General features: G+C 67.6%; 15 protein-coding genes. 11 read left to right on the plus strand and 4 right to left on the minus strand.

Features of this window, described 5'->3' with window-relative positions; all coding sequences use genetic code 11:
* The first annotated feature begins 7 nt into the window (after nt 1–7).
* The 4 genes from lgt to MBELCI_RS02710 all read left to right on the plus strand — a co-directional run bounded on the left by lgt (nt 8) and on the right by MBELCI_RS02710 (nt 3670).
* Entirely contained in the window at nt 8–898 is an 891-nt protein-coding gene (gene lgt / locus MBELCI_RS02695) for a prolipoprotein diacylglyceryl transferase (protein WP_021692606.1), read from the plus strand.
* Nucleotides 895–1956, plus strand: coding sequence for a class I SAM-dependent methyltransferase (locus tag MBELCI_RS02700; RefSeq protein WP_021692607.1), 1062 nt, complete (start codon nt 895–897; stop codon nt 1954–1956). Before lgt ends, MBELCI_RS02700 begins: the two co-directional genes overlap by 4 nt.
* Nucleotides 1953–2720 carry a peptidoglycan editing factor PgeF gene (gene pgeF, locus MBELCI_RS02705; RefSeq protein ID WP_021692608.1) on the plus strand — a complete coding sequence of 256 codons (768 nt, stop codon included), beginning with the start codon at nt 1953–1955 and terminating at the stop codon, nt 2718–2720. The genes MBELCI_RS02700 and pgeF overlap by 4 nt, the downstream gene beginning before the upstream one ends.
* Before the next feature lie 161 nt (nt 2721–2881).
* Nucleotides 2882–3670, plus strand: a complete 789-nt coding sequence (locus tag MBELCI_RS02710; RefSeq protein ID WP_021692609.1) for a Hint domain-containing protein — start codon at nt 2882–2884, stop codon at nt 3668–3670.
* A gap of 13 nt (nt 3671–3683) precedes the next feature.
* Here the strand turns inward: MBELCI_RS02710 and MBELCI_RS02715 are convergent, their stop codons facing one another.
* A complete protein-coding gene (locus MBELCI_RS02715) occupies nt 3684–4184 on the minus strand; it encodes an Lrp/AsnC family transcriptional regulator (RefSeq protein ID WP_021692610.1) in 501 nt (166 codons plus the stop codon).
* Between the two features lie 197 nt (nt 4185–4381).
* Between MBELCI_RS02715 and trxB the strand changes: the two genes are divergently transcribed.
* The 4 genes from trxB (at nt 4382) to MBELCI_RS02735 (ending at nt 8973) form a co-directional block, all read left to right on the plus strand.
* The gene (gene trxB / locus MBELCI_RS02720) at nt 4382–5404 is read left to right on the plus strand and encodes a thioredoxin-disulfide reductase (protein WP_021692611.1); all 1023 of its coding nucleotides are present in this window, start codon (nt 4382–4384) and stop codon (nt 5402–5404) included.
* Nucleotides 5401–5904: an RES family NAD+ phosphorylase gene (locus MBELCI_RS02725; RefSeq protein WP_268744173.1), complete on the plus strand. Its 504-nt coding sequence runs from the start codon at nt 5401–5403 to the stop codon at nt 5902–5904. The genes trxB and MBELCI_RS02725 overlap by 4 nt, the downstream gene beginning before the upstream one ends.
* Nucleotides 5905–6065: 161 nt before the next feature.
* Complete coding sequence (locus MBELCI_RS02730; protein ID WP_021692613.1) at nt 6066–7769, plus strand: bifunctional sulfate adenylyltransferase/adenylylsulfate kinase; 1704 nt, start codon at nt 6066–6068, stop codon at nt 7767–7769.
* Between the two features lie 265 nt (nt 7770–8034).
* Nucleotides 8035–8973, plus strand: coding sequence for a DMT family transporter (locus tag MBELCI_RS02735; protein WP_021692614.1), 939 nt, complete (start codon nt 8035–8037; stop codon nt 8971–8973).
* 76 nt (nt 8974–9049) lie between these two features.
* Here MBELCI_RS02735 and MBELCI_RS02740 read toward each other — a convergent pair whose 3' ends face one another.
* A complete protein-coding gene (locus MBELCI_RS02740; protein ID WP_021692615.1) occupies nt 9050–9286 on the minus strand; it encodes a DUF1150 family protein in 237 nt (78 codons plus the stop codon).
* Nucleotides 9283–9702, minus strand: a complete 420-nt coding sequence (locus tag MBELCI_RS02745; protein ID WP_021692616.1) for an Hsp20 family protein — start codon at nt 9700–9702, stop codon at nt 9283–9285. Before MBELCI_RS02745 ends, MBELCI_RS02740 begins: the two co-directional genes overlap by 4 nt.
* Before the next feature lie 159 nt (nt 9703–9861).
* On the opposite strand from MBELCI_RS02745, the gene MBELCI_RS02750 reads away from it, so the two are divergent.
* From MBELCI_RS02750 to MBELCI_RS02760, 3 genes are all read left to right on the plus strand, one after another.
* Nucleotides 9862–10080, plus strand: coding sequence for a YdcH family protein (locus tag MBELCI_RS02750; RefSeq protein ID WP_021692617.1), 219 nt, complete (start codon nt 9862–9864; stop codon nt 10078–10080).
* Between the two features lie 93 nt (nt 10081–10173).
* Entirely contained in the window at nt 10174–10659 is a 486-nt protein-coding gene (gene purE / locus MBELCI_RS02755) for a 5-(carboxyamino)imidazole ribonucleotide mutase (RefSeq protein WP_021692618.1), read from the plus strand.
* Nucleotides 10652–11728 carry a 5-(carboxyamino)imidazole ribonucleotide synthase gene (locus MBELCI_RS02760; protein WP_021692619.1) on the plus strand — a complete coding sequence of 359 codons (1077 nt, stop codon included), beginning with the start codon at nt 10652–10654 and terminating at the stop codon, nt 11726–11728. The genes purE and MBELCI_RS02760 overlap by 8 nt, the downstream gene beginning before the upstream one ends.
* Here MBELCI_RS02760 and MBELCI_RS02765 read toward each other — a convergent pair.
* Nucleotides 11697–12452, minus strand: a complete 756-nt coding sequence (locus MBELCI_RS02765) for an NAD-dependent epimerase/dehydratase family protein (RefSeq protein ID WP_021692620.1) — start codon at nt 12450–12452, stop codon at nt 11697–11699. The genes MBELCI_RS02760 and MBELCI_RS02765 overlap by 32 nt on opposite strands.
* Between the last annotated feature and the right edge of the window lie 63 nt (nt 12453–12515).

Here is a 12515-nt window from a genome sequence, read left to right on the forward strand (position 1 = left end):
TCGCCCCATGAATGGCATCCCCTTCCCCGAGATCTCGCCCGAGATCTTCTCGATCTCGCTCGGCGGGTTCGAGTTCGCGCTGCGCTGGTACGCGCTGGCCTATATCGTCGGCATCCTGCTGGGCTGGAGGCTCGCCGTCGCGGCGCTCCGGCGGCCCCGGCTCTGGGCCGGGGACGACCCCGCCATGACGCCGCCCGAGCTTGAGAACCTGCTCAGCTGGATCATCCTCGGCATCATCGGCGGCGGGCGTTTGGGCTACGCGCTGATCTATCAACCGGACTATTACCTGGCCCGCCCGTGGGAGATCCCCTTCTTGTGGCAGGGCGGCATGTCGTTCCATGGCGGCTTCATCGGCGTGATCTTCGCGATCCTGATCTTCGCGCGCCGCCACAAGCTGCCGCTCGGCGGCGTCGCCGACACCATCGCGCTGGCCACGCCGCCCGCGATCCTGCTCGGCCGCATCTCGAATTTCATCAATGCCGAGCTTTGGGGCCGCCCGACCGACCTGCCATGGGGCGTGATCTTTCCCGGCGAAGCGGCGCAGGATTGCGCCGGCATCGTGGGGGCATGCGCGCGCCACCCATCGCAACTCTACGAGGCGGGGATCGAGGGTCTGTTTCTGCTGGTGCTGTTCACCCTCATGGCGTTCCGCTGGGGCGCGCTGAAACGCCCTTGGCTGCTCTCGGGGACTTTCTTTCTCGTCTATGGCATCGGTCGTTTCCTGGTGGAGTTCGTGCGCCAGCCCGACGCGCAGTTCGTCGGCCCGGGCAACCCCTTGGGCCTCGCGCTGCATGTCGACGGCTGGGGCCTGACCATGGGCCAGCTCCTGTCCCTGCCGATGATCTTCGCGGGGCTCGCGGTGATCGCCGCTGCGCGCCGCCAAGCGCAGCCCGCATGACGGCGCTGCGCGAGATCCTGCTGCGTCGCATCGCGGCGACCGGGCCGATGAGCGTGGCCGACTACATGACCGAATGCCTGCTGCACCCGGTGCACGGCTACTATACGACGCGCGATCCGCTGGGCGCGGGCGGCGACTTCACCACCGCGCCGGAGATCAGCCAGATGTTCGGCGAGCTCATCGGCCTGTCGCTGGCGCAGGCCTGGCTCGACCAGGGCGCGCCCTCGGCCTTCGTTCTGGCCGAACCGGGCCCGGGACGCGGCACGCTGATGGCCGACATTCTACGCGCCACCGCCCACGTGTCGGGGCTTCACGACGCCGCCCGCCTGCACCTCGTCGAGGCCTCGCCCGCCCTGCGCGCCGCGCAGGCGCGCGTGTTGCCCCATGCGACATGGCACGACCGGCTCGACCAGCTCCCCGAAGAACTGCCGCTGTTCCTCATCGCCAACGAGTTCTTCGACGCGCTGCCGATCCGCCAGTTCATCCGGGACGGCAATGGCTGGCGCGAACGGGTGGTCGGGCGCGATGAGGACGAACTCGTCTTCGGCCTTACCTCGCCCCTGCCCCTCGCCGATCTCGAACACCGGCTCAACGACACGCAGGACGGCGACATGGTCGAGGTGTCGCCTGCCCTGCCCGCGCTCATTGGCGAGATCGGCGGCCGCATCGCGGCGAGCGGCGGCGCGGCGCTGATCGTCGATTACGGTGGCCGGGGCGGCACTGGCGACAGCTTTCAGGCGGTGCGCAACCATCGAAAGGTCGATCCACTGGCCGAACCGGGCGAGGCCGACCTTACCGCGCATGTCGATTTCGAGACGCTCGCCCGCGCCAGCGTCCCCGCCGCCTGCGCCGGACCGGTGCCGCAAGGCGTGTTTCTGGAACGGCTCGGCATAACCGAGCGGGCGCGCGCACTGGCATCACGGCTCGATGGCGCGGCGCTCGACCGCCATGTCGCCGCACATCGTCGCTTGACCCACCCCGAAGAAATGGGCGACCTGTTCAAGGTAGCAGCACTTCATCCGTGCAATGCCCCGCCGCCACCCGGAACCGAACCGTGAACGCAGCCACACCGCTCGACATCATCATTGCGGACAGCCTGTCTCCCCTGCGCCACGGCTTTTTCGGCCGCGCCGGCGGCGCCTCCTCGGGGGTGTTCGCGGGGCTCAACTGCGGACCCGGCAGTTCGGATCAGCTCGAGGCGGTGCGAATCAACCGTGCCAAGGTTGCGAAGGCGATGAGCGTCACGCCGGACGCGCTGATCGGGCTGCATCAGGTCCATTCCGCCGACGTCGTGACCGTGACCACGCCAAGTGACCAGCCTGCCCACGCCGACGCGCTGGTCACCGCGACGCCCGGCCTCGCGCTCACCATCCTGACCGCCGATTGCCAGCCCGTGCTCTTTGCGGATGCCGGGACCGGTGTCATCGGGGCCGCCCATGCCGGGTGGAAGGGGGCCTTGGCGGGTGTGCTCGAGGGGACGATCGACGCGATGATCGGCCTCGGGGCACGGCGCGAGCGCATTCACGCGGTAATCGGCCCCTCGATCAGCCAGCGCAACTACGAGGTCGGGCCGGAACTGCTCGATGCCTTCCTGAGCGAAGACGATGAGGCGGGGCGGCATTTCGCCCAAGGCGAGGGTGACAGGCTGCTGTTCGACCTGCCGGGCTTCGGCCTGCGGCGGCTGCGCGCGGCCGGCATCGCTTCGGCGGAATGGACGCATCACTGTACCTATGCCGATCCGGCCCGGTTCTTCAGCTATCGCCGCGCCACCCATGCGCGCGAAGCCGATTACGGGCGGATGATCGCGGCCATCCGGCTTTGAGAGCACGGCGGGGTCCGGCGCGGCCCATCAATGAAACAGTCCGTTTCAACTGCATCTTTTGACACGACGACCCCGTGGCCCCATGTTGGGGCCGAACCCAATGATCTTCGGGTGTTGTCGGTGGGGGCCGACAGCCGATGTGACGACCGAAAGGTGATCGCATGGCCCTGCCCCTGCTCCCCCAAACCGTTCCGGCGCGTGCCGGTGCGCCTCTTCCCGTACCGATCGCCGCCCCCGCGCCCGCCTCGGCGCGTGCAACCGGGCTGATGCGCCGGATCGAAATCCTTACCCTATGCCCGCACCGCCCCGGCGACATCGTGGAGACGACGCGCGTCGTCCCTGCCGTGCCGATCTTCGAAGAGGCGGTGGCGGCCTTCGCCCGTGGCGCCCAGGTCCCCACGGAACGCGGTCTCGTCGCCGTCGAGGACCTGTTGCCGGGCGACCGCGTCAAGACCGTCGGCCGGGGCTTTCGGACACTGCTGTGGCGCGGCGCCACGACGCTGGTGACCGGCGTGCCGGGGCAGTCCGCCGAGATGGGGCGACTGACGCGGATCTCAGCGGACGCGCTGGGCATCGCCCGGCCCATGCACGACCTCGTGCTCGGGCCGATGGCGCAGCTGGTGCGTCAAGGCGACGCGATCGAGCGGATCACCGGCCACCGCGCCGCCGCGATCCCCGCGCGTGACCTGATCGACGGCCTGGGCGTGGTGGAGTTGACGCCGCCCTCGGCCGTCGCGGTGTTCCACCTGGGCTTCGAGCGGCACGAGCGTTTCCTGGCCAATGGCGTGGAGGTTGCAAGCTATCACCCCGATCCGTCCCGCTTGGCCCGGCTTCTATCCGATGAGCGCGAATTGTTCCTGTCGTGCTTTCCGCATCTGCAGCAAATCGAGGATTTCGGCCCCCCCGCCCTGCCGCGCCTGCGCGCGACCGAGCTCGACATGGTGGCCTGAGGGGGTCTCCGCCTCAGGCCTTGCGGGCCAGCCGCTCCTCCAGCACGTCGAAGGGCACGCCGGGCTCTGCCTTGGCGTTGCGGATCACCAGGCTGGTCTTGACCGAGGCGACATTGGGCGCCGAGGTCAGCTCGCCGGTCAGGAACGATTGAAAGCTGCGCAGGTCGGGTGCCACGCATTTGAGGATGAAATCCACCTCGCCATTGAGCATGTGACACTCGCGCACGAGGGGCCAACCGCCGCAGCGCGCCTCGAAGGCCGACAACTCGGCTTCGGACTGGCTCACCAGACGCACCATGACGAAGACCGAGACGTCGAAGCCAAGCTCGCGCGGGTCGACATCGGCATGGTAGCCTCGGATATAGCCCTGCTCCTCAAGCGTGCGCACCCGTCGCAGGCAGGGCGGGGCCGAAATGCCCACACGCCGCGCCAGCTCCACGTTGGTCATCCGGCCATCGGCCTGCAGCTCGGCCAGGATCATCCTGTCGATCTCGTCGAGTTTCGCCCCAGGCATCGTCGTCTCCATGAATGTTGCGCCAGACCTAGGGCACCACGGCAACAAACGCAAGAATATTGCGCACACGCGCAACATCGTGACCCGGAACGTGACGTGGGTGCCGCAACGATCTAGAACCGCTTAGGCAGCGGGGTTTGCACCGGCAGGGACAGTGGCTATATGCAGCCGACTTCAGGCTTGCAAGGGGACGCCCCATGACCACGCGCCGCGACACCAGGGTACTCATCATCGGCTCGGGCCCGGCGGGCTATACCGCAGCCGTCTATGCGAGCCGCGCGATGCTCAACCCGATCCTCGTGCAGGGCCTTGAGCCGGGCGGCCAGCTCACCACCACCACCGAGGTCGAGAATTGGCCCGGCGACGCCACCGTGCAAGGTCCCGACCTGATGGTGCGGATGGAGGGCCATGCGCGCGAGATGGGCGCCGAAATCATCACCGACATCATCACCGATCTCGACCTGTCGAAGCGGCCCTTCGTCGCGAAGGGCGACAGCGGCACCGAATACGCGGCCGAGGCGGTGATCCTCGCCACCGGTGCCCGTGCCAAGTGGCTCGGCCTGCCCTCCGAGGAGGCCTACAAGGGCTTCGGCGTTTCGGCCTGCGCCACCTGCGACGGGTTCTTCTATCGCGGTCAGGAGATCGTCGTGGTGGGCGGCGGCAATACCGCCGTGGAAGAGGCGCTGTTTCTCACCAACTTCGCGTCCAAGGTGACCTTGATCCATCGCCGCGACGAGCTGCGCGCCGAGATGGTGCTGCAAAAGCGCCTGTTCGAGCATCCCAAGGTCGAGACGCTCTGGTTCCACCAGATCGAGGAGGTCGTGGGCGAGGACAGTCCCAAGGGCGTGACCGGCGTGCGGGCCAAGAACGTGCAAACCGGCGAAATTACCGAGATCCCGGCCAAGGGCGTCTTCGTCGCCATCGGCCATGCGCCCGCCTCCGAACTGGTCAAGGACCAGCTCGATACGCATCACGGCGGTTACGTGAAGGTCGAACCGGGGTCGACCCGCACCTCGATCCCGGGCGTGTTCGCGGCTGGAGACCTCACCGATCACGTCTATCGTCAGGCGGTAACAAGCGCGGGCATGGGCTGCATGGCAGCACTCGACGCCGAAAAATTCCTTGCCGAGCACGGGGGTGCCGCCGAGGTGGCGGGCCACTCCAAGGACGAGACCCTGCCGCTGGGTTACGGCGCGCCACAGACCGCGGACGCCGGGTGACGACGGGGGCGGATATTTTCCGCCCCCTTTCGATCCCTCTTTGGCGCATCTGCGCCGAAGGGGCCGAACCCCTTGCTCCTGTGGCGTCGGCTTCGGGTCGCTTTCACCATGACGGGCAGCCCGCGCTTTATGCTTCGCTGAGCCCCGAGGGCGCAGGCGTGGCGATGGCCAGCTATGCGAGCCCCGGCGATCCACCCCGGCTGATCTGGCCGCTGCACCTCGCGCCCAAGGCGTTGGCGGATCTGCGCGACCGGGCGGTCTGTGCGGCGCTCGGGATCGACCCTGACGATCTCGTGTCGCGATGGGCCGATGACAGGGCCGCGGGACGACAGGTACGGAGTTGGCGGGCCTCGGACCATCTGCGCGCCATGGGACCGGACGGCTTTCTCTATCCCTCGCGCAAGGCGCCCGAGCATGGCCATGTCATTCTGTTCGCAACGAAGGGGCTGCGTCTGGCCGGGCCACCGGAGCCTTGGAGTCTTGCCGCGCCCATTCGCTAGGCGAGGTGTTCGCGCCTCGGTATCAGACGCGCCAGTCTGTTCCCCAAGGTTCGCCATCAGCGGAAAACGGTCCGTTTCGGAGTCTCTGCCACTTGAATGATGGCCGATGCACGGTCTAGGAGCGGCACAAGCACCCCCGGCCCCCCTGGAGAATTGTCTTGATGGCCTCGAACCTCGCCCCGATCCCCGAACTATATGTTTCCTACGAGTCCGCCCAGAAGTTGAAGGTCGAGGCCGGCAACCTCATCAGCCACGACCTGACACCGCGCCAGATCTGCGATCTGGAACTGCTGATGAACGGTGGCTTCAACCCTCTCAAGGGGTTCCTGACCGAGGAGGACTACAACAGCGTCGTCGAGACCATGCGCACCAAGGACGGTGCGCTGTGGCCGATGCCGATCACGCTCGATGTCTCCGAGAAGTTCGCCGAGACCGTCGAGCCGGGTCAGGACATCGCGCTGCGCGATCAGGAAGGCGTGATTCTCGCCACCATGACCGTCACCGACAAGTGGGTGCCCAACAAGGCGCGCGAGGCCGAAAAGGTCTTTGGCGCCGACGACAGCGCACACCCGGCGGTGAACTACCTGCACAACCAGGCGGGCAACGTCTATCTCGGTGGCCCGGTCACCGGCATCCAGCAGCCGGTGCATTACGACTTCCGCGCCCGCCGCGACACGCCCAACGAGTTGCGCGCCTATTTCCGCAAGATGGGCTGGCGCAAGATCGTCGCGTTCCAGACGCGCAACCCGCTGCACCGCGCGCATCAGGAACTGACCTTCCGCGCCGCCAAGGAAGCCCAGGCCAACCTGCTGATCCACCCGGTCGTCGGCATGACCAAGCCGGGCGACGTGGATCACTTCACCCGCGTGCGCTGCTACGAGGCGGTGCTCGACAAGTATCCGTCCTCCACGACGCACCTGTCGCTCCTGAACCTTGCCATGCGCATGGCCGGCCCGCGCGAGGCGCTGTGGCACGCGATCATCCGCAAGAACCACGGCCTCACGCACTTCATTGTCGGCCGCGACCATGCCGGCCCCGGCAACAACAGCCAGGGCAAGGATTTCTACGGGCCCTATGACGCGCAGGAACTGGTGCGCCAGCATCAGGAGGAAGTCGGCATCGAAATGGTCGACTTCAAGCACATGGTCTATGTGCAGGAGAAGGCGCAGTACTACCCGATCGACGAGGTGCCCGAGAACTCCACCGTTCTCAACATCTCCGGGACCGAACTGCGCCGCCGCCTTGCCGAGGGCCTCGAGATCCCTGAGTGGTTCTCCTTCCCCGAAGTGGTCAAGGAGCTGCGCCGCACCAAGCCGCCGCGCGCGAAGCAGGGCTTCACGGTGTTCTTCACCGGTTTCTCCGGTTCGGGCAAATCGACCATCGCCAACGCGCTGATGGTCAAGCTGATGGAGATGGGCGGCCGTCCCGTGACGCTGCTCGACGGTGACATCGTGCGCAAGAACCTCTCCTCCGAGCTGGGTTTCTCCAAGGAGCACCGCGACCTCAACATCCGCCGCATTGGCTATGTCGCGAGCGAGATCACCAAGAACGGCGGCATCGCGATCTGCGCGCCGATCGCGCCCTACGCCACGACGCGCCGCGCCGTGCGCGAGGATGTCGAGAGCTTCGGCGCCTTCATCGAGGTGCATGTCGCCACCTCGATCGAAGAGTGCGAAAAGCGTGATCGCAAGGGCCTCTATAAGCTCGCGCGCGAAGGCAAGATCAAGGAGTTCACCGGCATCTCGGACCCCTACGATGTGCCCGAGAGCCCGGAACTGCGGGTCGAGACCGAGGGCACCGATGTCGACAACTGCGCGCATCAGGTGATCCTGAAGCTCGAGCAGATGGGCCTGATCGCGGGCTGATCCCTGCCATTGCGGACGGATCTTCACCCCGTCCCCCAAAAAACGACAGCCGGCCCTTGGGCCGGCTGTTTTCTTTTGAATAGGCGATCCGCCTTGACGGCACAGGCCTCCGCTGGCGTTGTGGCCCGGTCCGTTCATTCGGGAAGCAGCATGAAAACACCCGGCCCGAGACCTTGGACGGCGCGCCCACACCAGGCCCCCGACACCGCCGCATATCCGGCCTTGTACGACCGATGCCGCTTCCGGCCCGACGCGAGGCGGCGTCATGAGCGTGCCCTCTCTCGGCCAGGGCATGGGCGTGATCTATTGCCTGCTCGCCGCGATTGCCTGGGGCACCACCGGCACCGTGGCCAGCCTCGCGCCGGAGGTGCCCGCCCCGGCTATCGGCGCCGCGGCGATGGGCTTGGGCGGCCTGCTGCAGGCTGCCATCGCCTGGCGCGCCATCCGCGATGCCCGCGAGGGGCTGGGCCGGACCTGGGGACTGCTGGTCGTCGGGGCGATCGCCGTGGCGATTTACCCCCTCGCCTTTTATTCCTCGATGCGTCTCGCCGGGGTCACCATCGGCACCGTGATCTCGATCGGATCGGCGCCGCTTGTCTCCGCGCTCCTCGAAAACCGGCTGGAGCGCCGCCCGCTCAGCCTACGCTGGGCAATCGGTGCCGCCATCGGCATCGCGGGGATGATCCTGCTGAGCCGTGCCGATGCGGATCACGGTGCGATCGCGCCGGACGCTCCGCTCGGGGTCGGTCTCGGTCTCGTGGCGGGGGGGACCTATGCGCTGTATTCCTGGATCGCGGGCCAGCTGATGCAGCGCCGCATTCCAGCCATGGCCGCGATGGGCGCAACCTTCGGGCTTGGCGGGCTTCTGCTAATGCCGGTTCTGGCCGCGACGGGCGGGCCGCTTCTCGACGGCCCCCGAAACTTCGCGGTCGGTGCCTACATGGTCATCGTGCCGATGTTTCTGGGCTACATTGCCTTCGGCCGCGGGCTAGAGCGCATCGCCTCGAGCCTCGCAACGACGATCACCCTGTTCGAGCCGGTGGTGGCGGCGCTGCTCGCTGTGCTGATAGTGGGCGAAAGGCTGCCCGTCACGGGCTGGCTCGGCGTGGCGCTGATCCTCGCCTGCCTGCTGTGGATCACACTGCCGTTGCCGCGTCTTCCGGCAGAGCGACGCCTGCGCCGCGCGATCGTCCCTCGGCGGTGACGCGGCCCGCCCGGCCCGGCCATGGAACGAGAACGGCCCGCCGCCTCGGACGAGGCGACGGGCCGCAAGGCAGGTCTCAGTGAAGCGTCACCGGCTGCATGTCGTGCTGGCGGGCCAGGGTGAAGGCCAGCTTGCGGTCGGCCACGAGGGCGAGCTGCTGGCCGTCGCTGTCATGCACGGCGAATAGCGTGTCGAGTCCGTCGGCCTGTTCGCGCACCTCCTCGGGGAGATCGGCCACGCAGACCGGCTTGACGTAGACGAGCTTGCTCTCGTCATCGGCGGAGAGCTTGTGATGGCGGAACTGGGTATTCATTTTCCACTCCTCTTGATGCGGATCGTCTGCACGACGCTGTCGGCGGGCTGACGGGACAGGTCGATGTGCAAAAGGCCGTTCTCCATGACCGCGCCGCCCACCTCGACGCCATCCGCGAGCACGAAGCTGCGCTGGAACTGGCGCGCGGCGATGCCGCGATGCAGGAAAACCCGCTCGGAACCGGCGTCGGACTGGCGTCCGCGCACCACGAGCTGGCTGTCCTCCACGGTGATCGACAGGTCGGCTTCGGCAAACCCGGCCACGGCGAGCGTGATCCGATAGGAGCGGTCCGAGGTCTGCTCTATGTTATAGGGCGGATAGCCGTCTCCCGACGCCTTCGCGGTACGTTCGACCAGCCGTTCGAGCTGTTCGAACCCCAGAAGGAAGGGGTGCGTCCCCAATGTGAGCTTCGTCATGCGACACGTCCTCAAACCAAGCGACCGTCCGTCAGCGGCCCCGGCAATCGGCAGCCGCCTGACCCTCAATATGGGTGGCGCAAATCCGCCTTGCAAGTGCTGGGGCTATGCGGCGCGGAGCGCAGCTTCTATGATGTCCCAAACACTCGGGACAGCTGCATGAACAAGTCGGCGAAGATGGAAGAGATCGAGGTGCTCCGGGTGGAGCTCGAAGTGCTCAAGAGCGAGCACCGTGATCTCGACGAGGCGATCCATGCGCTCGATGAGCGGGGTGGGGCCGACATGCTGCGGCTGCGCAGGCTCAAGAAGCAAAAGCTGTTGCTGAAGGACAAGATCTCCCGCATCGAGGACCGAATCCTGCCCGACATCATTGCCTGAGCTGCGGCACGGTCCGGCGGGGATCGTGCTTGCCGTTGCGCCACCCTTGCCGCCGGTGTAGTCCCGCCCGCATCCAAGCAAAGGACGAGGGCCATGGGCGTGAAAGTCGGCATCATCATGGGCAGCCAGTCGGACTGGGCGACGATGCGCGAGGCCGCGGCCATGCTCGACGAGCTGGGCGTGGAACACGAGACCCGGATCGTCTCGGCGCACCGCACGCCGGATCGGCTGTGGGACTATGGCAGATCGGCCGTGGAGCGTGGACTTCAGGTGATCATCGCGGGCGCCGGCGGTGCCGCGCATCTGCCGGGCATGATGGCCTCCAAGACCCGTGTGCCGGTGATCGGCGTACCGGTGCAGACCCGCGCGCTTTCGGGTGTCGATTCGCTCTATTCGATCCTGCAGATGCCGCGCGGTTTTCCTGTGGCCACCATGGCGATCGGGTTCGCGGGCGCGGCGAATGCCGGGCTGATGGCCGCAGGCATCCTCGCGCTGCAGGACGATGCCCTCGCGCAGCGGCTCGACGACTGGCGCGCCGCCCTGTCGGCCTCGATCCCCGAGGAGCCCTCCGATGACTGAGACGCTTCGCCCCGGACAGACCATCGGCATCTTGGGCGGCGGCCAGCTTGGCCGGATGCTTGCCGTCGCGGCCTCGCGGCTCGGGCTGAACTGCCATGTCTACGACCCCGCCCCGGGCGGCCCCGCCGCCGAGGTCTGCGCCGCCTCGACCACCGCCGCATGGGACGACGAGGCGGCGCTGCGTGCCTTTGCGGGCGCGGTGGACGTTGTTACCTACGAGTTCGAGAATGTCCCCGCCGCCTCTCTCGACCTGATCGAATCCCTTGTGCCGATCCGCCCGGGCCGCCGCGCCCTCGCCGTGAGTCAGGATCGCATCGACGAGAAGCAGTTCCTGCAAAATCTCGGTCTGACCACCGCACCCTTCGCGCAGGTGGACGACGCGACCACGCTGGACGCCGCGCTGTCCCGGATCGGCGCGCCCGCGATCCTGAAGACCCGTCGCTTTGGCTATGACGGCAAGGGGCAGGCGCGGATCATGACGCCCGGGGACGCCGCCGGCGCTCTCGCGGAGATAAAGGACGCGCCCGCGATCCTCGAAGGCTTCGTCGATTTCAGCCACGAGGTCAGCGTCATCGGCGCGCGCGGGATTGACGGTGCGGTGGCCTGCTTCGATCCCGGCGAAAACCGGCACGAGGACGGCATTTTGCGCGAGACCATCGTGCCCGCCCGGCTTTCGGCGTCGCAGCGCACCGATGCGGTGCTGCTGGCGGCCCGGATCCTGACCGCGCTCGACTATGTCGGCGTGATGGGGGTGGAGCTTTTCGTCACGCCGCGGGGCCTCGTGGTCAATGAGATCGCACCGCGCGTGCACAACTCGGGCCACTGGACCCAGAATGGCTGCCTGATCGACCAATTCGAGCAGCACATCCGCGCCGTGGCCGGCTGGCCGCTGGGCGACGGGGCGCGGCATTCGGATGTCACGATGGAGAACCTGATCGGCGACGATATCGACCGCATTCTAGAAATCGCGGGCACGCAGTCGGCGATCCATCTCTATGGCAAGGCCGAGGCGCGGCCGGGCCGCAAGATGGGCCATGTCAACCGGCTGACCGGCCCGGCCGCCCGCTAGAGCATCCCGCGCAACGCGGCGTCGAGCGCCTCGAAGCCGCCCGGCCGCCAGCCCAAGGCCCGCAGCCGGTCACAGCGCATGGCGCTGACGCGCCCCGCATCAGCCGTTCGGGCAACGCACCCTCCCGCCCCGTGATCCGCGCCACCCGCTCCAGCAGGTCGCGCCGGTCAAGGGTGATGTCGGAGGCGTTGAAGCTGCGCGGTTCAAGCGCCGCCTTGGGGACCTCCAGCAGCAGCGCCACGGCAGCCGACAGATCGTCGCCATGCAACTCTGTCGCCACGCGCGGCGCGATCGGCCTGCCGCTAAAGAATTCATCGAACAACCCGCGCCACTTGTGATCGGGTCCGGTCCCGTAGATGCCGGTGGCGCGAAGGCTCGCCGTCGCGAAACCGGGTCCTGCCAGCGTCGACAACCCCTGCTCCACCGCCCACTTCATCTCGCCATAGAGCGTGTCCGGGCGTGGCGGAAGGTGTTCGTCCAGATCGGTCCCGGGCGGATAACCGCCATAGACCGCCCGGCTCGACAGGAAGACGACGCGACCCGGACCCGCCGCGTGCGCCTCCTTGAACAGCCGTAGCGACCCATCCCGGTTCCGCGCCAGAAACCCCTCGGGATCGTCCCCCTCGCCACCGCGGTAGCGCCCCGGCAGATGCGAAAAGGCGCGTGGACCAGCACGTCGCAGCCGTCGAGCGAGGCGGTTTCCCCGAGCCGCCAGCCGCGCCATTCCGCGCCCCCGACAGGCCGGCGCCCCAGCGCCACGACCTCGTGACCCCTTGACACGAGACCG

The organism is Limimaricola cinnabarinus LL-001 (assembly GCF_000466965.1).
GTDB lineage: Bacteria > Pseudomonadota > Alphaproteobacteria > Rhodobacterales > Rhodobacteraceae > Limimaricola > Limimaricola cinnabarinus.

Bases quoted from the DNA above. Each gene is read 5' to 3' on its own strand.
- lgt (WP_021692606.1), top strand. From the start codon at position 8: ATGAATGGCATCCCCTTCCCCGAGATCTCGCCCGAGATCTTCTCGATC.
- MBELCI_RS02700 (WP_021692607.1), top strand. From the start codon at position 895: ATGACGGCGCTGCGCGAGATCCTGCTGCGTCGCATCGCGGCGACCGGG.
- MBELCI_RS02710 (WP_021692609.1), top strand. From the start codon at position 2,882: ATGGCCCTGCCCCTGCTCCCCCAAACCGTTCCGGCGCGTGCCGGTGCG.
- MBELCI_RS02715 (WP_021692610.1), bottom strand. From the start codon at position 4,184: ATGCCTGGGGCGAAACTCGACGAGATCGACAGGATGATCCTGGCCGAG.
- trxB (WP_021692611.1), top strand. From the start codon at position 4,382: ATGACCACGCGCCGCGACACCAGGGTACTCATCATCGGCTCGGGCCCG.
- MBELCI_RS02730 (WP_021692613.1), top strand. From the start codon at position 6,066: ATGGCCTCGAACCTCGCCCCGATCCCCGAACTATATGTTTCCTACGAG.
- MBELCI_RS02735 (WP_021692614.1), top strand. From the start codon at position 8,035: ATGAGCGTGCCCTCTCTCGGCCAGGGCATGGGCGTGATCTATTGCCTG.
- MBELCI_RS02740 (WP_021692615.1), bottom strand. From the start codon at position 9,286: ATGAATACCCAGTTCCGCCATCACAAGCTCTCCGCCGATGACGAGAGC.
- MBELCI_RS02745 (WP_021692616.1), bottom strand. From the start codon at position 9,702: ATGACGAAGCTCACATTGGGGACGCACCCCTTCCTTCTGGGGTTCGAA.
- MBELCI_RS02750 (WP_021692617.1), top strand. From the start codon at position 9,862: ATGAACAAGTCGGCGAAGATGGAAGAGATCGAGGTGCTCCGGGTGGAG.
- purE (WP_021692618.1), top strand. From the start codon at position 10,174: ATGGGCGTGAAAGTCGGCATCATCATGGGCAGCCAGTCGGACTGGGCG.
- MBELCI_RS02760 (WP_021692619.1), top strand. From the start codon at position 10,652: ATGACTGAGACGCTTCGCCCCGGACAGACCATCGGCATCTTGGGCGGC.
- MBELCI_RS02765 (WP_021692620.1), bottom strand. From the start codon at position 12,452: ATGGCGCGGCTGGCGGCTCGGGGAAACCGCCTCGCTCGACGGCTGCGA.